Source organism: Levilactobacillus wangkuiensis, assembly GCF_016861605.1.
In the GTDB taxonomy this organism is placed as follows: Bacteria; Bacillota; Bacilli; order Lactobacillales; family Lactobacillaceae; genus Levilactobacillus; species Levilactobacillus wangkuiensis.
This window is the reverse complement of sequence record NZ_BOLM01000009.1, coordinates 49,492-68,396: the sequence shown is the minus strand read 5'-3', so window position 1 is coordinate 68,396 and position 18,905 is coordinate 49,492. Positions and strand designations below refer to the sequence as shown.

Here is an 18,905-nt window from a genome sequence, read left to right as displayed (position 1 = left end):
GGTGAAACGGCACTAGTTGACGAACTTTAGGGGGAAGACAATTGGGGAAACGACGAAGAAAAAATTGGCATAAGTGTGGGTTATGGACAGCAGCAACGTTGGCCGGACTGGGCTGGCAGTTGACCACGGGGACGGTCGCTGAGGCTGATGAGGTGCCCGAAGCCGTGCCCGTGGCAGAGCCGGTGGTGACGGCGGAGACTGCGGAGACGACCGCAGAAACGGGAGTAAAGAAACCTGAATTTACGGTAGCAACGCCTAGCTCTGAAAACGAGACTGTGGAAGAGCCAGAGTCCACTGAAGAAACGGGATCAATAGCACCGCAGGCCTTAAGTGGCGAGGGTGTCGTTTTACCTCAACCTGATAAACATAAATTAAACCGGGGTAAAGAGAACAAAGTGGGGAATGACCAACAGTCCACGACCGCTGTAATTGCGGCGACACCGGTACCAGAATTGGTGGAAGCGAAAACTGATGCGCTAGCCAAACAGCCTAAGCGCACGGAAGCAGCGATTGATCAGTGGATGCCCAATAAGACGCTACAGACAGCTGTTTTGACCGAGCTACGGCACGAACCACAGGAAGACCATAAAACCTGGGCGGCCGAGAATGAGATTACGCAACAGGATATGTTGCGTCTAGATGCCCTAAGTATTACAGGTAATACGGAATCAAGCGGAATTAGTACATATATTGATGGGCACACAGAATTCTCTCTCAAGGGCATCGAATATGCCAAAAATTTGGAACACATTGCCTTAGGCGGAGGGCTGGCGAATAATAGCCCCTATCAAGTGTTTGGAGATGTCGTGGACCTCTCGCCACTGGCTGGCTTGACACATTTGCGGTCAGCCATTCTTGATAATAATCGAATCAAAGATATTTCGCCGCTGAAAAATCTGAATAATCTAAAACAACTCTATTTAACCTTTAATCAAATCTCGGATTTCCGGCCGCTCAATGGCAAAGATTTTTGGCAATTAACGATTACGGAACAGTATATTACGTTACCTACGATTAAAGTCGACCCGGAAAAACGGACGGCTCATATGCTGGCCCCTTACTATCTACCGAGCGGGGATCTCCCCGGTCTGTACAGTCCTGGGGAATGGGTTGAACAAATTATGGATTTTCATATTGATGAGAATAACCATAATGACTATTACTTCAATCGTTATATCTATCACAATATTCCCAACGATGATGTTTTGTTGGGGGGAGATATTGATGAAAATGATTGGGGAAATCTGACCTACGTTAATATTCCAGACCAGAAACCAGGGGATGCGGAGCCTTTAGAGGAACATCAAATACAGCTTCCCAATTATTACTATTTGGTGGCGATGGCAGACGTGGAACCGGGGGATGTCGTTTCCGATGACTCGGACGTTGAGTGGTACGTGATTCAACCCTACACCACGGCTAAACAGGCGGGTAAAATTACTGTGCATTACCAAGATGAAGAAGGGGCCTCTCTGATGGATGATCTAGAACTTCCAAAGGGATATGTCGATGACGCCTACAGGACGACGCCGCTGAAAATTGAGGGATACACGCTCAGTCAGACGCCGGAGAATGCCCAGGGAGTCTATACAGAAGCGCCCATCGAAATTACTTATGTTTATCGGAAGAATGCAACGGAAAAGCCTAATGTTATCCCCCAGTTGTCACACCACCGACTGTGACGCCGCCAACCGACGGGGGAACACCCCCAACCACGGCTCCGGCACCTGGTCAACAACCAGATCAGGTGGATACTGGGAGCAAGCCAAATCAGGTAAAGCCGGTGCCACAACCAGTGCCAGTTAGTGTTGCTGGTAGTGCGGCCGACCAAGTGGATGGGGGAGCGACTAGCCAGCCCAATGCATCAGCCAAACCACAGCATGGTGAGTTACCACCTGTCATGCCAGCGACAGTGCAGTCCAAGGGCAACACACTGTTACCTCAGACAGATGGGCAGAGCGCTACCTATCAGCTTCTGGGCGTGATTGGCTTGCTGATTGCCCTTTGGGGATTAGGATATCGTGGGAAAGATTAAAGAATCAGAAAATTAAATGACCAAAGCCAAAGAACACTGCCGAGTAGGGGTGTTCTTTTTGTTTAAAGTAAAGATAAATAACAAATATAGGGTGTCCTAAAACTATTTAAAATGACGATTTTTGACTAAAACGACAGATAACTGATTTTGTCCCTAAAAACCGCTTGTCACCGGGCATGAAAGTACTGGCTAATTTTTAATTCAGAATAGGTAAAACCATTGACGAAACAGGGATTCATCATTATCAAAATTAATTATTTTGATGAAAACACGATTTAAGTGTGATTAGTTTTATCACCTGACAATTAAGCTTGCTTTTGTTGTGAATCGGACTACAATGTAGGTGTAGAAAAGATTATCCACTTTTACTGAACTGTTACAATTAAAATCAATGACTAGGGCGAACGCAACAACACAAATCAACGAGGAGGAAGCTATCATGCGGAACTTAAAGAGCGACTCAAAGGAACATTACAAGAGCTATAAGGCAGGCAAACACTGGTTTTTTGCTTGCATCACGGTCATGAGTCTCGGCTTGGGTCTGGTGGGGGCCAACGAAACGGCACAAGCTGATACCAATAACGCAAGTGAACCAGCTACAAGTGTGGTTACACCAGCGGCCAATGAACAAAAGCCAGCAGCTGGCGATACGGTTGATGATTCAGAATCTAACAGCGATTCAGGTGCTTTAGACAAAGTCGCTGGTTCCGAAAATGATGCGGGTGCGGTCAATTCCGATGCTGATAAGGACGTTAACCAAGATAGCAATAACAACGTCAACAGTGACGAGAACAAAGACATCAACAACGACGAGAATAAAGATAACAATGCCGAGGATGCTAACAAAAACGTTGACCAAGATCAGGATGTTCCAAAGAATGTGGCCAGCGACAAGCAAGATGATCCTAGTGGAAATGTCCAAAATCAAGGGCAACCAGCAGACGACCAGCAACAGCCAGAAAATCAACAGAAACCAGAACAACAAGTAGCACCCGTAAATAACGTTGAACAAGAATCTTCTAAAGACAAATTGAATGACAATCTTAGTGGGAACAAGCAAGAAGACGTCAGCACTCTTGGCAAGGTTAAGCCAGTGGTTGAGAGCTACTCCCTGTTACGGGATGCAGCACCAAGTATTGATGGTATTGATGCTTCCGTTTGGATGCCGGATGCGAACTTGCGGGCCTGGGTTGAAGGCTACTTGAGTAGCAGTTGGCGAATTGAAGTGAACGATGCCAACTTATCTGAATATGTGAAAAAGGCGACTGACTTATATGATGCCTACGGCGCTACTGTTGCTAATCCAAATAACAAAACGTATGCTGGTCCAATCAGTAGTTTAGAAGGTCTGCAGTACTTCACCAATTTGACCACTATCAGTTACGATGATTATGTGCCAGAGTCCGGCATGATTGACTTCTCATTTGCACCTAATTTAACTTCTTTGCAACTTGATAATCTGGCAGGCACTGCTACTACCGGAATGGATATCAACGCTTTGTTTAGTTTGATTGCGAATAACTCGAAGCTACAGTGGATTTCTGTTACTGGTTATGGTTTAACGGGACAAGTACCTGATTTCTCACAGTATTCTGATTTGAGTAGTCTTCACCTGAATAACAATCAGTTAACAGGCGATTTATCAGGCCTGGGAACTTTGCCTAATGTCACATCTCTTCAACTGGATCATAACCAGCTGACCGGGGCAATTCCTAGCTTGACGACGTTGCCAAGTCTGACCTATCTAGAGATATCAAATAACCATTTGACCGATATTCCTGATTTGAGTACTTATACAGGAATTTTCGATATCAGCGATAATAACCTCACTTCAGGTGTTCAAACTAGTCTAAACAACTGGAGTAATATTCTGAATCAAACTGTTACGGGTAAAAACTATACTATTACGCCAACAGTACGGTCATTTGATCCAATTACTGATGTCATTAAGGGTGCTCAAGGAAGCGATGGTCAGATTGATCTTAGCGATCCGATGGTAGCCTACAACCTAGGGTATCCAGGAGATTTATACTTCACAGTTGAATCAGACCCGGCTAATCCTATTGGCTTTAACATTGTAGTCGCTGATGACACACCCGATGGTACTTACACTATTGAAGCTTGGAACCAAAAGACCCATCATTACGAATTCGATTTGACCTTCACCGTAACTAATGCCAAAGATCCTGTCGTTGACCCAGGAACTGGCACGACGGATCCCGGAACTGGCACCACGGATCCAGACACCACGGATCCAGATACCAACACCAATCCGGGCACGGGTACAAGCACCGTCAACCCAGGTACCGACATGACGACCACACCTGATGTCACGGTCGATAATAGCGGCGATGCAGACCAAGGTGTGACTGATACCAATCCGGCCGCCACTAACACCCCACAAACCGGTGGAGATGCGGCGACGATTGACACTACGACACCTGCTAAGAAGCAAGTTGCCAAGGCAGGTCAGGCTGATAAATTAGTTGTAAAGTCAAGTCGTCAATCTGCTAAACCAGTCACCGAGTCCAAGGGTCAGGCGGCTAAAGTTGTTGCCCCCAAGGCGCTGGCTTCTAGTAGCCAATACCAAGCTGACGTAACGACGAACCAGGCCAAGACGACGTTGCCACAAACCAATGAACGGAGCGGTGCTAGTCTGCTGGCGGCAGGGATTGCCTTGCTCATCGCCACCTTCGGTATGGGCCTGACCGCTAAGCACCACGAATAGATAATCAATTTGAATTTTACGAGAGCTTAGTCAGTCGTGGCTAAGCTTTTTTGTATTCACTATAATAGCCACTTAATAGGTACATAGTGTATCTTATATTGTGAGTGTGCTGTTGAAAAATAGAAACTAACTTGTGGAAAAAAAGAAAATCATAAAACCTTCTTGTTATGGAGAACTCAAAACGATGGAGCTTAGTAAAACGGTTGATTTGACAACGATTTTATTGGCTTTTAAAAACTTTTTAATCGAAGCCAAGTCTCAGTAGGCTTTAAACTTGTTGACCAATAATTGTCGTTGCATTTAAACTTTTACGGTCTATAATAAGAGTATAAACAGATATACACAATTCATTAATTGTGTAACCAGAATAGTGAATTAGCGTTAAATAACTTCATGCCTGAAAGGAGAAGCTAACATGCAACAGACAATGAAGACGACTAAGGAACACTATAAGAGCTATAAAGCAGGGAAATACTGGGTATTTGCCTGCCTAACGATTATTAGCCTGGGACTAACCTTAGCTCAGACAACTGAAAACGTTAAAGCAGATACTGGAGAGATACCAGCCACTGAAAATGTTGTGCCAGAAAAGATAGTAACGCAGGATGAATCAGAGATAAAACCAGCAGGCAAGATTTCAGATACCGCGAATGCTGAGAAGCAACCAGAAGTTGAGAAGCGGTCCGATAGTGAAATTCCTAAAAACGACGCTCCTGAAAGTGTTAATAAGCAAGATAAAGAAAAGAAATCAGAGACGCAAGTAGAAATCAGTGAGGTCAGCAAGAATGCAGGAGCTATTCAGCGTAAAGCACCCAAGAGCCTAGAAATTTCGAAGACTAAACGGGTAGCTAGCGAACAACCAGAGCAATCTTCACCAACTGTGAAAACCGTTCCGGTTGTTGAGACAGCCACTGTCGCAACGACACTTCCTGACACAGATGCTTCAAAATGGATGCCGGATGAACATTTACGGGTATGGATAGAAGGGCAGTTAAACCAGTTTCATGATGTGACCAGTGAAACGGTTAATGATGCCAACTTGTACGTTTACGCTAAGCAAATCAAATCGCTGACAGTTAATTATTTTGGTGAAGATGCACATGCGATTAAGAATTTCGATGGACTCAATCGACTGACTGGGTTAACTATATTCGACTTTGATCAGTATATTCCTAAAGCTAAGATGATTGATTTTTCATTTGCTCCCAATCTAACCAAGGTGACCTTAACGTCACTAGCTGCGCCGGTTGGAAATTCTGAAGAGATGAATGCAAAAGACTTTTTTGATAAGTATCTTTCACAAAATTCAGCCTTAACTGACATTTACATAAGTAACTACGGGCTAACCGGGAATCTTCCTGACATTTCACGATACAAAAATTTAATTAATTTGAACCTTGATAGTAATAAGCTGAGCGGACCACTTGCAGACTTGAACGCTTCATCTACGTTGGAATACTTACAGTTGAGTGATAATCGATTGTCTGGAAATGTTCCAGACTTATTGCGTCTGTATCCCAGTCTTAAGAACTTCTATCTGAATAAAAATCAGCTTACAGGTAATTTACCAAACCTCAGTGGATTTACAGGAGACTTCATGGTAAATAAGAATCATCTAACTTCGGGCTTCCAAAATGCAACAAACAATAGTAATCAGGCAGATCAACAAGTGACAGGGAAAACTTATATTTTAACGTCAACGGTTCGGTCATTTGATCCGATTACTGGGGTTATTGCTGGAATGCAAGGAAATGATGGTCAAATTGATAAAACTGAGCCAATTGTTATTGGCGACTTTGGGTCGGCAAAACAATACTTTGATATCGAGCCAGATCCTAGTAATCCTGTTGGCTTTAACCTGGTAGCCAAGGGTGAGGTACCAGATGGCACTTACACAATCTTAGTTTGGAATAAAACAAATTATCATTACTGGGCGACGTTGACGTTCATGGTAAAAAATGAAAATAGTACGATTGTTCCGCCAACACCCACACCAGAACCCACACCAGAACCGACGCCAGATCCTAACCCAGACGTTGTGCCAGAACCCACTGAACCGGGGGCAACCGATACCAATGAATCTGAGACGACTGATCCTGAAAATAGTGGTGATGCCGTAACAGGGACACCCGAAAAATCAAAGAATAGTCAATCTGCTAAACCAGTCACCGAGTCCGAGGGTCAAACCGCTAAAGTTGTTGCCCCAAAGGCGCTGTCTTCTAGCGGCCAACACCAAGCTGCCGCAACGACCAACCAGCCTAAGACGACGTTGCCACAAACCAACGAACGGAACGGCGCTAGTCTGCTGGCTGTCGGGGTTGCTTTGATCATCGCCACCTTCGGCATGGGGCTGACTGCTAAGCACCACGAATAACCATAAATGTTAATTATCTAAGGGCTCGCTAAATGGTAGCGGGTCCTTTTCTTGTGAACTTTTTAGCCAAAATGGTCATTGTGGTAAACTAACGGACGATTAAGTAGTTTTTGTTCAAAATATTTTCGCGGTTTATATTGATTGTTTCCTTAAGAAGGACCAAAATGGGGATGGAGTATATTTGGGAAAGGTAGGGATTTAATCGATATGGAAACGAAACGGACACACTTCAAAATGTATAAGAGTGGCCGTCGCTGGGTCTTCGCTTGCGCTGTGATGTTAGTCACTTTAGGCGCGGGGGCCACGGTAACCGCCAATGCCGACACGAACACATCGAGCGCCAGCAGTACGACTGAGGTGAAGGCTGCGACCAGTTCTGAGAGTGGTTCAGAGCAGGGTAGTCAGGCCTCACAATCTGAAAGCGAATCTAGTAGCCAATCAACGTCAACGAACTCGTCTTCAATGTCCTCAGAACAAAGCAGTTCTGACGCACAAGATAGTTCAGTTAACAGTCAATCAACCAGCTCATCTGCAGCCAAAACGGTGAAGACGACCAGCGTTCAGCCAGGGACGACCCTGAAAAAGGGAACGTTGAAGCCGGGCTTCAAGGCAAACAAGTTAGTTAAAAAGTCAATCAAGAAGACGGTTAAGAACGCCACGACGACTAAGACGGTCACTTACGCCCACACCAGTGCGGCTGGTGCCAAGGCCGCTGTTGCTAGTTTAGCTAGCTCTGAGAAGACGCAAGCTGCTAAGCAAACGATTGCCAACATGCTGCAAAAGCTTGCTGGAACCGCCACGAAGACCAGTGCGTTTGAACCTTACGCGGATTCTGGGATTCAAGCCGGTGGCAGTGTTTACGATGACTTCCCTGACCTGAACAACATTCTCGGGGTCTCCTCCGTCTTTCACATTTTTGCCCGTGAAGCTGAATTGAACGCCCACACCAACGGGAACGTGGCCGTCCAAAACCTGACTGGGAACGTGAACTTCGGGACCAACATCATTGAAGAACTGCTCGACAAGGATATTTCTTACATACAGAACATTACCAACATTGCCAACAGCTCCTTCGTTTCCGGGGGCTCAACTCGGGAGAACAAGGTTATCTTCGGTGAAGGCATTGAAATTGATATCAGCAACCCGAACCGGCCGATGGTCAACGGCCAATACATTGACCACTTATTGGCTCAGGAAGTTTACCAAGACCAAAACGGCCAAACGTACATCGACTTTGACGCCGAATTTGCTAAGCTGAAAGCCTTGAACGAAGCTCTGGCCAATCAAAAGAGCGAAGCCAGCTATTCCAACAGCGACTTCGACGACCAGAACAACCGGGTCATTGATATCAGTGACATGACCCCCAACGCTAACGGCCAGATCGTCATCAATTTGACACCGGACGTGCTCAACAGCAATACGCCACTGACCATCTCCGGCTTATCACCAGACGCCGATGGGACCACGGTCATCATCAACGTGGATACCGGTGGTGCGGCTGACTATGACGTCAACTCTCAAATTAAGATCAAGTACAGTGACGGGTCCGACCGGGACAATCACGAAACGGAAGACTTTGGGGACAACCATCTGCTGTGGAACTTCTACAACAGCGGTGCCAGCGATAAGCAATACACCGGGACGTTGGACTTTAAGAAGGCCTTCCAAGGCAGTATCCTCGCACCATCTGCTACGGTCGTTGCCAGCTCCAACATTGATGGGAACATCATCGCGGACAAGGTCATCGTTAACGCCGAAACCCACCGTTGGGACTTGCAAGATAACAAGGACAACGAAGGCGACGACGGGGATGAAGACACCGACGAAGAGGAAGACCTCGAAATCCCTGTCCACCCTGGTATTGACGTTGAAATGCCAGAAATTCCTGACACGGAAGGCCCTGACACCGAAACGCCTGGGACTGAAGGCCCTAACACCGAGAACCCGAATACCGAGGAACCAAACACTGAGGAACCGAATACAGAAGAGCCCGACACCGAAGAACCTGAAGGCGAAGCTAACGGTGGCGACGAGGACTTAACCTATGAACATGAGCACCCAGAATACACGGAAGACATGGCCGAAGACTTTGAAGACGACCTGATCGACTTTGAAGCTGAGCGTAATACGGCCGCTGAAGAAACCTTGTTGAACAAGGTGGACGCTGCCATCGCCGCGGCTCGGGCCAAGGGTGACACGGAATTAGTTGCCCAATTGGAATCCGTTCGGGGTAATATCTTGCAGGCCTTGGGCTTGTCTGATGGTTTACCACAAACTGGCGAAGCCAATGACAGCTGGCTGAGTGCCGTTGGGTTTGCGCTGGCGGGCACATTATTAGCCACCGGCATCGCCGTCGACCGCAAGCGCCGGTACTAAACTGGTTTGAGTGCGCCTTACCGGGCGTCCCAAATGGCTCGGAACGCGGTGGGCGGACGCCTGAAGCCAAAGAGCGGTCTTCAGACTCGCTTTGAGCCGAAAGTCACGTCTAAAAGACGCCAGTTCTCTAAGTGACCTAAACCGTCACTAAGAGAACTCCCACGGCTGAAGCCATTTGGGGCACCCTCACGGCTTACACTGGTTTAGTACCGCTGTTGGCAGCCTTCTTGTTTTAGATTGCTGTCTGGTGGTTTTGAATCGGTGGTTGCTGAGTCACATGGATCGTTACATTTCAGTAGAATAGACAGAAACAGGCTTTGGCCTCACGCTAGTTTGCGTGGGTCAAAGCCTGTTTTTAGTTTGAAAACTATTAACGGTCTGTCTAGAGAATCATGCGCAAGCCCATGACGAGTAGGAGCACGCCCATGAAGGGCTTGACGTAGTAGTTGAGTTTTTCTGGATTCACGTGCATCAGGAGGCGGGGGGCACAGATGGCGCCGAGCACCGCACCAATCATCAGGCCGATGCCGACGTGCCAGTCGATATTGTTGGCTGACAAATGGAAAAGAAGCCCGACCAGTGAAGTTCCGACCAACACGTACGAGGAGGTGGCCGCGGCCGGTAACATGTCTAGGCCAAGGACCAGGAGCCCCGCGATAATGGGTCCGCCGCCACTCAGTCCGGCCACGCCGACCATGATGCCACTGAGCATGCCGTAAATGGCGGCCTGCAAACCTTGATGGCGTGCCGGTTTGTTGGTGTGCGTTAGAAAGCGTTTGACCAGGACCTGCACACCTAGGCCAGTCAGGATAATGGCGACAATCCAGGTGTAGACGTCGTTGGGGATGTAGGGGGCCAGCAGCGCGCCAATCACCGTTGCCGGGACGGCCGTCATCAGCATTTGATTGCCGACCTTAAAGTGAATTTGGCCGGTGCGATAGTGGCCATAAGCGCCGACCACTAGGGATGGAAATGCCGTAAATAGGGAAGTCGATGCCGCCACAGCCGGGGCGAGACCGAAGACGCTAGTCAGGAGCCCCAAGTAGATGGCCGCACCGCCACCCCCGGTGGAAATAACCAATAGGCCAACTAAGAACCCAATTATTAGAAAGACTAACCACATCATTTACCCAATCGTCTCCTTACCGACTAATCATGTTGATTAGTTTACCGGTTACGGTGGGATACGTCAATTTGGTGGGGGATTGGGGAGTTGGGGATATTCGGCTGGGGCGTTAGACTTTCTCTCGCCAATATATCCGGGAACTTGCAGCCTCTGAAACGTGCTACTACCGGGCAACTGGTTCCGCTTAACACCATTAAGCAAACGACCCAGGCCCGGGGGCATTCACTTAATGCCGTTAATGCTCGCCAGCTGATCGCCCTTCGTAGCACTCTAAATTGAAACGTGCTCCGCCAGCCAGGTTCTTCCGCTTAGAAAAATAAGGCGTCCCTGTCCGGCATAGTTGTTGCTGCTATTACTGGTTTGGTGCGTTAGATTTTCCCTCGCCAATATATCTGGAAACCTGCATCTTCTGAAACGTGCTACACAGGGCAGGTCCCTGCGCTTAGAAAAATAAGGCGCCCTGCTCGACTTTGCCGAACAGAACGCCTTATTCCTCTAATGCTCAGGACCTAATCGCCCTGTTCCGCACTCTAATAACTAGTCCACCCACCGTCAACCGGTACAACAGTCCCGTTGACGTAGCTTGCGGCGTCTGAACATAAGAACAGCGCCGTTTGGGCGATTTCGTCGCCGGTTCCGGGTTCTGGTGAGAGTGGCATGCCGACACTTTGCCGTTGCATGCCTTCTTTGTCAATGCCCTTCATGGATTCGGCGATGTTGGTCTTGATGCCACCTGGGGCGATGGCGTTGGTTCTGATCCCAACGTTTTCGTACATGTAGGCGGTGTTCTTGGTCAAGCCGACCACAGCGTGTTTCGAAGCCGTGTAAGCCGCACCGGCCCGACCACCACCGAGGCCACCGACGGAAGCGATGTTTAAAATGACCCCGGATTTTTGCTTCGTAAATAGCTTCAGCGCTTCCCGGGTTGCCAACATAACGCTGGTGGTGTTGACCGTCATAACGCGGTCCCACAACTCGTTGGTCAATGTGCCGACAGGGGCCATGTTGTCCATGATCCCGGCGTTGTTGACCAGAATGTCCAAATGCCCATAGTTATCGACGGCCGTCTTGACCATGGCGACGACATCGGCTTCCTTCGTCACGTTGGTGACAGCGGCGACGGCGTCATTACCCGCATCGGTGATGGCCTTAACGACCTCATTTAACCGGTCTTCGTTGATGTCGGCGGCGACAATTTTCGCGCCTTCCTTGGCAAATAATTCGGCCATGGACTTTCCCATGCCGGACCCGGCACCCGTGATGATTGCAACTTTACCTGCTAATTGTTGAACCACGTTACTCACTCCTTGTTTATATTGATTTTAGGGTTAATACCTAACCCTTATTATAGTCTCTTTCGTGTTGGAAAGCGCTTAATATGCTGGGAGCTGAGACTAAATGTTTGACGTCAAAACGAAATGGTGTAACATTTAAAGTAACATCAAAAGGAAATGAGGAATGAACCATGACAAAGTATGTGATTACCGGAGCCACCGGGCATTTAGGTAGCCAAATCGTGAACGAGGTCGCCAAGCGAGCTGCCGCAGATACGATCACCTTGGGTGTGCACACGCCGGCAAAGGCCGCTGCGTTTGCGCAACAGGGGATGACGGTTTTACCGCTGGATTATCGTGACCAAGCTAGCATCGCCGCCAGTCTTCAGGACGCCGATGTTGCCATTTACGTGCCCAGCAAGACCCACACGAGTTTTAGCCGGGTCACCGAATTTGAAAATGTGATTGCCGCAGCCGAGACGGCTCAGGTCAAGCATCTCCTAGTCATGGGCTTCATTGCGGACCAAGCGGACAATCCGTTTGACCTGTCCGCGTTCTACGGGTACGTGCCGCGGCGGTTAGCCTCGTCCAGCCTGTCCTACACCATTTTGCGCAACGCCCTGTACGCCGATCCGCTGGTACCTTATTTACCAGAGCTAATTGAACGCCACAACGTCATCTATCCCATGGGCGATGCATCGCTGAGCTTCATCAGTTTAGCGGACAGCGCCGCAGCCTTCGCAGAGGTCGCTGTCACACCAAGCCTGTGGACGCAATCCATGTACACGTTGACGCAGGAACGGTCCTACACCATGCCTGAACTAGCAAAAGTCTTAAGCCAAGTATCAAATGAAACCATCGGCTATGCACCAGTAACGCTCAAACAATTTGAAGAGATGTACAATGAGGGCAACGAAGGGCACATGTTAGCCTCCATGTACGCCGGTGGGGCCAAGGGCTTACTCGCTACGGTTACGGACGATTACCGTAAAATCATGGGTCGTCCAGCCCAAAGCCTACCAGATTTCTTGGCGGCTAGCCTTGCGAACGAAAACTAAATCGGTATAATTGTTGTTATAATAATACTGGTAAATGGTAAGCATTTTTTGATTCTAAGAATGACTAAAAATTGTGAAGTATAATTGCCAATTTGGGTTTAAACCAATGCGAGCCGTGAGGTCGGTAAAAATGAGCTCAGCCGTGGGAATGTTTTAAGCGACGACTGTTGCTTAAAACATTGGCGTCTTTGAGACTCGTTTCTTGAGGCTCAAAGCGAGTTCGAAGACCGCTCTGTGGCTTCGGACGTCCGCCCCAGCGTTCCGGCTCATTTTTACCGACCGGTAAGGCGCCGCTAAGCAGAGTTTAAATCCAGAAGGGGGCTTGTTCGTGCGTTATTCGCATAAATTGAGTGATGCTGTTCATATTTTGGCATACATTGATATTTGTCATGATGGCGATTTATCCAGTGCGGCCATCGCGGCCAGCGTGGAGTCCAATCCCGCTCTGGTGCGGCGGCTGATGGGTGCACTGCGGCGGGGCGGCCTGTTAGCCACCCAACAGGGATCCGCGACGCCTAAGCTAGCCCGCGACCCGGCTGAAATTAATTTGCTAGACGTCTATCGCGCCGTGGAAGACGACGGCAATCTGTTACACGTGGACGATAAAACGAATCCGCACTGCATCGTGGGTGGAAACATCCAGGATACGCTGCGAGTGGCCTACGCGGAGGTCCAAGCGGCTGCGGAAGCGCAGATGAAAGAAGTCACGCTGGCCCGGCTGATTGGTGACATTTTGACCCGGGAACGACAAAAAAATCAATAAACACTAACAAACCCGACTGGCGCAATCTACCAGTCGGGTTTGTTGTCTATTCTGTTGGGGGGGTGAACCACGGTTAAGGTCGCGGTTCGATTGGGGAAACTCACCTGAGGGAGGGTGAGTCGTTTTTGAGGGGGCGGTTAGCGTTTGGAGGAGGCTAACCGGTTAAGAGGAGAATGGGGGTAGTCGTGCGCGTCAGTGTTTGGGGGAAGCTGGCCGTAGCGGACTAGTTCAATGGACTTATTTCAGTTGGCTGTCGTGGTGTTGTTGATCCAGATTCAACGCACTGGCATCAACGGCCGTTTGGACTTGGCTAGAAATTTGGCTGGACGTGACGTGTTTGTGGAGCTTGATGGTCGTTGGCTGAATCTTGGGTTGGGCCTGTCGTTTCAAACTGATAGAAGTTTCTGCGACGGCCGGCGCGGGGGTCGACACCTGGGTGGTTGCCGCGGAAGCTCCGGCAGACGTTGCCAACAGGGTCGTCACGGTCATGGCACCTAACATTACTTTAGTCATCATTGCTTTAATTTTACGCATATTACTCACTCCTCAAGTTTGTTGGTTTGGCGTATCGCTTTCGATGTATTAGTTATACCATCCGGGACGCCGAATCATCTTGAGGGCGTGATAAGCTTAACCTGTGAATTTCTTAGAATTGGTTTAAAAAGCGTTGAAAAATGAACGAAAATCGCAGTGCATCAGGGTTTTACCGATTGAAAAAGCCCACAAAATCCGTCTGAAATTGGCCGAATTTTGTGGGCTTTTATTTTCTGTTGCGGTTGATTTGAATTCTATGGGCTGAATATTGAAACAATTATATTGAAAAAATAATCGACCATGCAACCGGGCCACGTTTAGGGTTAAGCGGATGTAAGCCGTGAGGGCAGAGAAAATGGACTCAAGCCAGAAGACCGTTCTACGGCTTCGGGCGTCCGCTCACAGCGTCCCGGTCCATTTGTGCCGCCCGGTAAGGCGAAAGTATCCGCTCAACCCTAAACGTCGTCGCGGTTGAGAAGGGTGATCTCTTCGCCCGCAGCCTCGCGCCGGTCAATATTGTTCTCGCCCCAAACGCACAGCTCGTGAAGAATTCCCGACAGCGATTCGCCGTAGTCGGTCAGTGAGTATTCAACCTTGGGTGGCACCTGCTTGTAAACGTGGCGGGCAACGATGTCCGCGTTTTCTAGTTCTCGCAACTGTTGTGTCAACATCTTTTGCGAAATTTGCGGAATGGCACGAGCGAGTTCACTGGTCCGCATGGTTTGATGGCGGAGGTGGCACAGAATAATGGACTTCCATTTACCACCGATGATCTCCATCGTGGCTTCAACGCCAATATGATAAGTTTTTGTGGGCATGTTAAACGGCCTCCTGTCTAATAGTTACCTTTTGGTGGGTAGGGCACTTTAAAGTCGGTTCTTGTTCTCCGGTTGCTAACCAGTATAATCATTATTTATTACGTTAGCAAACGAAAAACGAGGAGGTCATTATGACTAAGAAAATTTCACCAGCCATGACGTTATTGGCACTGGCTATCAGCGCATTCGCCATTGGCTCAACCGAATTTATCAGCGTGGGGTTGATGCCCCTGCTGATTCAAAGTTTCCACATTAGCATCGCTCAAGCTGGGTTAACGGTGTCCGTTTATGCGTTGGGCATCATGATTGGAGCACCACTGATGACGCTCCTGACCGGCCAAATCAACCGGCACACGTTGATGATCATTATTATGTTGTTATTTATCTTAGGTAATTTAGTCGCCGCCTTTGCGCCCGCCTTCATCGTTCTCTTGGCGGGACGGGTAATCGCGGCCTTGGCGCACGGCATTTTCATGACCGTCGCTTCCGTGATTGCGGCGGACGTGGTGGCCCCTTCTAAACGGGCGTCGGCAATCGCCGTGATGTTTACCGGTTTGACGGTGGCCACGGTGACCGGTGTGCCGCTGGGAACCATGATCGGCCAATTGGGCGGCTGGCGCTGGTCCTTCATCTTCATCAGTGTCATTGGCGTGATTGGCTGGGTGGCCGACTATGTGTTGGTGCCGCGCAACCTGCCATTGCCAAGTAAGGCGACGGCCCGGGGAATTCTCCGCGTGCTCGGCAATCCACAAATTTTAGTAGCCCTGTTAGTGACGGCCTTAGGTTATGGCGGCACGTTCGTGGCTTACACCTACCTGTCCCCACTCTTGGAACAAAAAATGGGGTGGTCGGCTGGTGCCGTCGTGATCATTCTGGTCGTGTACGGCTTGATGGTGGCCATTGGCAATACCTTAGGCGGCCGCTGGGCCAACGCGAAGCCACTGGCAGCGCTGCTGAAAATGTTTACCGGCTTGTTCGTCACGTTGCTAGTCTTGACGTTTACCGCTAATAACCAATGGTTAGGTTTACTGACCGTGTTAGTAATGGGCTTCTTTGCCTTCATGAACGTGCCCGGCCTGCAGCTGTACATTGTTCAACTGGCAGAAAAGCAAACGCCGAACGACATCACCATGGCCTCGGCTCTCAACATTTCCGCGTTCAACGTGGGGATTGCGTTGGGCTCCGGTATTGGTGGTCAGGTCACGAGCCAATTTGGGTTGGGCTGGACGCCATTGTTTGGTGCCGGCATGGTGGCCTTGAGTATCGGTTTAACGCTGTTACTGATCCGGTTAGCCCGACCAGTGAAACGGCTGATTCACAGGTTTAACGAATACTAAAAATAAGCAAAACAATTAAAGCCAGCGCCAATCTTGTGGGATAAGATTGACGCTGGCTTTTTGCGCGTGCTGCTGGCGCAATGGCCCGGAGAAAATTGGGTCCGTTATTAGCTGTGGCGTTAAAGGATTAAACCGCCAAATTTGTAATGGCAGTCGCGAAGAAGCTGGCGTGAAACTGTTTTTATAAGTGACGTTATATTTAAATAATTATAAAAGTTAACATTGATTGTCATGAACTATCTCATCCTGTATAATCCCAATTACGTTGGTTAATAGGCTTATATTTATTTTAGATTAGGCTAGGGGGAGGATGACATGAAACGGTGGTTGATGGGAATCGTAGTGGGGTTAAGCCTACTATTTCCAACGATAAGTGGTCAGGCCAATGCGGACCTGGACCACGCGTTGGCAACGGCGCCACAGGGAGTGCCGTTGGATAATTTATTTTCGATGGCGGGGTCGGATAACTTTACGAAGTTAATTGATTCACCGTTAGTGCCGCAGTCGGTTGCCCAGATTACCCGCGACAATCCTGATTCGAGGTTTGTCCAGGCAGGAGCTATTTGGTCTAAGACGGGGCTAGCCCGGATGAACAATCAGTTTAATATGAATGCGGATGAGCATATCGCGTTGTGGCTGTATTTTGGAGATAAAGGTCAGAACGCTGGATCCGGCATGGCCTTTGTTTTGCAAAACTCGGAGAGGGAAAGCCGGGCAGTCGCGGGCGCTGGTGAGTCTCTAGGGGTGTGGGGGAATGACCGCAACGGGTTAGGGGTCGACTTGGTCACGGCAACCGCAATTGGGAATAGTTGGGCGTTGGAATTTGACACCCACATTAATCATACCAATGAAGTTGGAAAGAGTGATGCATTTGATCTCGATGTGCCCGTCAATTCTGGCATGCACATCGCCAGTGGCTATCCTGGAGAAGCGGCTACCTATCGCCAGTTGGGGAGCAAAAAGCACTACTACTTCAGTATGAATCACAAACAGCCTAAAATGGTGACGAACTTTGCGGATGGTCAGTGGCATCATTTGACCTTAGACTGGCAAGCGGATAAAAAACAAATGACCTACCACTACAATGATCGTGATCCGGTGACCGGGATGGCGCGGAGCGGAACAGATGTCGTGCAGGATACGGTGGCTATTGACCCTAGTAAGTTAGGCGCGACGACAGCAAATGGCAATGTTTATTGGGGAATCACCGGGTCAACTAATCCTGATAAGAGTGAAAATGCCCTGGCGATGATTGACAGTTCCGACAGTTTAGGAAAAATCACCCCGCACGCCACACTCTACAATTTGACGACCAAACAGCCGGTCCCGGCTGGCGGACGGGTGGCGGTGGGTGACCAGGTGCGCTATCAATATCAATTTGATTATGATGCCGCAACCAGTAATCAGGACATTCAGCCATTGACGATGAACCTGCCCCTGCCGCAACCATTGACCTGGACGGCTGGTGGGGTCAGTTATGATCAGGATGCCATCAGCGAACCATTTAGTTTGGCTGAATTGACGCAACCTGAAATAAAAAAGGCCTGGAAGGAAACACTGGATAAAAGCCGCAACCGGGTGACCGTTTCAGCGACTGGAACAGTCCCAGCGGTGAGTCATGAAACGACTGTTTCGGCTGTAACGGCGCGCTTTTACGGCCCTAATTACCAAACGCAGTTGCCATTGCCCAGTTATCGAATCCAGGCGGGCGTGCAACTGAAGTTAGCTAATTTAGGCGATGCCACGCAACAGCTCGGCCATCACGAGGATGCGACGGTGCGGGTTCAGCTGACCAACAATGGCGAACCCTTTGCAGTGGACGAGTTGACGGGGTATCGTCTGCGGGCCAAACTGAATGGTCAGACCGTTTCTATGACTGATTTAGCCGGTCAATTAATCGCGGGACAACCAGTCGGCACGGCGCAACTAACCGTGAAATCGGTGCTCCTCAAGCCGGGAGACAATCAGCTGACTCTGCAGGCAGAAGACAAGGCGGATGCGCAGGTCCGTTCCAATGAAATTCAGGTCACTTTGACACGGGGGCCCGGAACATTAGGCTTTACGGAGGTATCCCACGAAGCAGACTTCGCAACCACGACCTTAACTGGAACAGCGCAACACATTCAACGCAAGCCGGGCTGGCGGCTAACCGTCTTGGATGAACGGGGACCGCAGCGGCGGTGGAAATTATTCGTGCAACAGCAGACGCCGTTTCGGACTGCTGCCGGCCAATTATTACGTGGACATGTGATTTTCATGCGGGGGCATGAGGAACAGCCGGTGGGTGATCAGAGCCAGGCAGCGGTGCTGGTTGCGGAAAAGACGACGGCGAGTGACTCGGAACAGACCAGCGTCAGTGGAAGTTGGCAGGCGGACCAGGGACCACATATGCTCGTGAATAGTGATACGTTAGCGGGCAAATACCAAGGGGTGCTTGAGTGGCGTCTCCAAGATGCGCCTTAAATTTGTCGATTGGCGTTTC

The 18,905-nt window shown here is 49.1% G+C and carries 13 protein-coding genes; 9 read left to right on the top strand and 4 right to left on the bottom strand.

All coding sequences use genetic code 11. The features are described from left to right. Window positions 1–41 precede the first annotated feature (41 nt). The 5 genes from JUF13_RS14555 (at window position 42) to JUF13_RS08330 (ending at window position 9,513) form a co-directional block, all read left to right on the top strand. Window positions 42–1,682, top strand: a complete 1,641-nt coding sequence (locus JUF13_RS14555) for a MucBP domain-containing protein (protein WP_203639124.1) — start codon at window positions 42–44, stop codon at window positions 1,680–1,682. Window positions 1,683–1,783: 101 nt separating this feature from the next. Beyond that, window positions 1,784–2,035 (top strand): LPXTG cell wall anchor domain-containing protein, encoded by a 252-nt coding sequence (locus tag JUF13_RS08345; RefSeq protein WP_203639122.1) that lies wholly within the window; start codon window positions 1,784–1,786, stop codon window positions 2,033–2,035. 439 nt (window positions 2,036–2,474) lie between these two features. After that, the gene (locus JUF13_RS08340; protein ID WP_203639199.1) at window positions 2,475–4,763 is read left to right on the top strand and encodes a leucine-rich repeat domain-containing protein; all 2,289 of its coding nucleotides are present in this window, start codon (window positions 2,475–2,477) and stop codon (window positions 4,761–4,763) included. Between the two features lie 415 nt (window positions 4,764–5,178). Continuing rightward, window positions 5,179–7,137: a KxYKxGKxW signal peptide domain-containing protein gene (locus JUF13_RS08335; protein ID WP_203639120.1), complete on the top strand. Its 1,959-nt coding sequence runs from the start codon at window positions 5,179–5,181 to the stop codon at window positions 7,135–7,137. A gap of 207 nt (window positions 7,138–7,344) precedes the next feature. Next, window positions 7,345–9,513, top strand: coding sequence for a collagen-binding domain-containing protein (locus JUF13_RS08330; RefSeq protein WP_203639118.1), 2,169 nt, complete (start codon window positions 7,345–7,347; stop codon window positions 9,511–9,513). Between the two features lie 382 nt (window positions 9,514–9,895). Here the strand turns inward: JUF13_RS08330 and JUF13_RS08325 are convergent, their stop codons facing one another. Together JUF13_RS08325 and JUF13_RS08320 are read right to left on the bottom strand one after the other, a co-directional pair. Then, complete coding sequence (locus JUF13_RS08325; protein ID WP_203639116.1) at window positions 9,896–10,639, bottom strand: sulfite exporter TauE/SafE family protein; 744 nt, start codon at window positions 10,637–10,639, stop codon at window positions 9,896–9,898. 530 nt (window positions 10,640–11,169) lie between these two features. After that, window positions 11,170–11,934 (bottom strand): glucose 1-dehydrogenase, encoded by a 765-nt coding sequence (locus JUF13_RS08320; RefSeq protein WP_203639114.1) that lies wholly within the window; start codon window positions 11,932–11,934, stop codon window positions 11,170–11,172. 170 nt (window positions 11,935–12,104) lie between these two features. Here JUF13_RS08320 and JUF13_RS08315 point away from each other — a divergent pair, with 170 nt between their 5' ends. Continuing rightward, complete coding sequence (locus JUF13_RS08315; RefSeq protein ID WP_203639113.1) at window positions 12,105–12,971, top strand: SDR family oxidoreductase; 867 nt, start codon at window positions 12,105–12,107, stop codon at window positions 12,969–12,971. Window positions 12,972–13,299: 328 nt separating this feature from the next. Next, complete coding sequence (locus JUF13_RS08310) at window positions 13,300–13,734, top strand: Rrf2 family transcriptional regulator (protein ID WP_203639112.1); 435 nt, start codon at window positions 13,300–13,302, stop codon at window positions 13,732–13,734. 237 nt (window positions 13,735–13,971) lie between these two features. Here the strand turns inward: JUF13_RS08310 and JUF13_RS08305 are convergent, their stop codons facing one another. Both JUF13_RS08305 and JUF13_RS08300 read right to left on the bottom strand, forming a co-directional pair. Next, the gene (locus JUF13_RS08305; RefSeq protein ID WP_203639111.1) at window positions 13,972–14,268 is read right to left on the bottom strand and encodes a hypothetical protein; all 297 of its coding nucleotides are present in this window, start codon (window positions 14,266–14,268) and stop codon (window positions 13,972–13,974) included. Between the two features lie 455 nt (window positions 14,269–14,723). Next, entirely contained in the window at window positions 14,724–15,086 is a 363-nt protein-coding gene (locus JUF13_RS08300) for a winged helix-turn-helix transcriptional regulator (RefSeq protein ID WP_203639110.1), read from the bottom strand. 131 nt (window positions 15,087–15,217) lie between these two features. Here JUF13_RS08300 and JUF13_RS08295 point away from each other — a divergent pair, with 131 nt between their 5' ends. Both JUF13_RS08295 and JUF13_RS08290 read left to right on the top strand, forming a co-directional pair. Continuing rightward, entirely contained in the window at window positions 15,218–16,423 is a 1,206-nt protein-coding gene (locus JUF13_RS08295; RefSeq protein ID WP_203639109.1) for an MFS transporter, read from the top strand. A 315-nt stretch (window positions 16,424–16,738) separates the two neighbouring features. Next, on the top strand, window positions 16,739–18,886 hold the full coding sequence (locus JUF13_RS08290) for a lectin-like domain-containing protein (RefSeq protein WP_203639108.1): 2,148 nt from the start codon (window positions 16,739–16,741) through the stop codon (window positions 18,884–18,886). Window positions 18,887–18,905 lie beyond the last annotated feature (19 nt).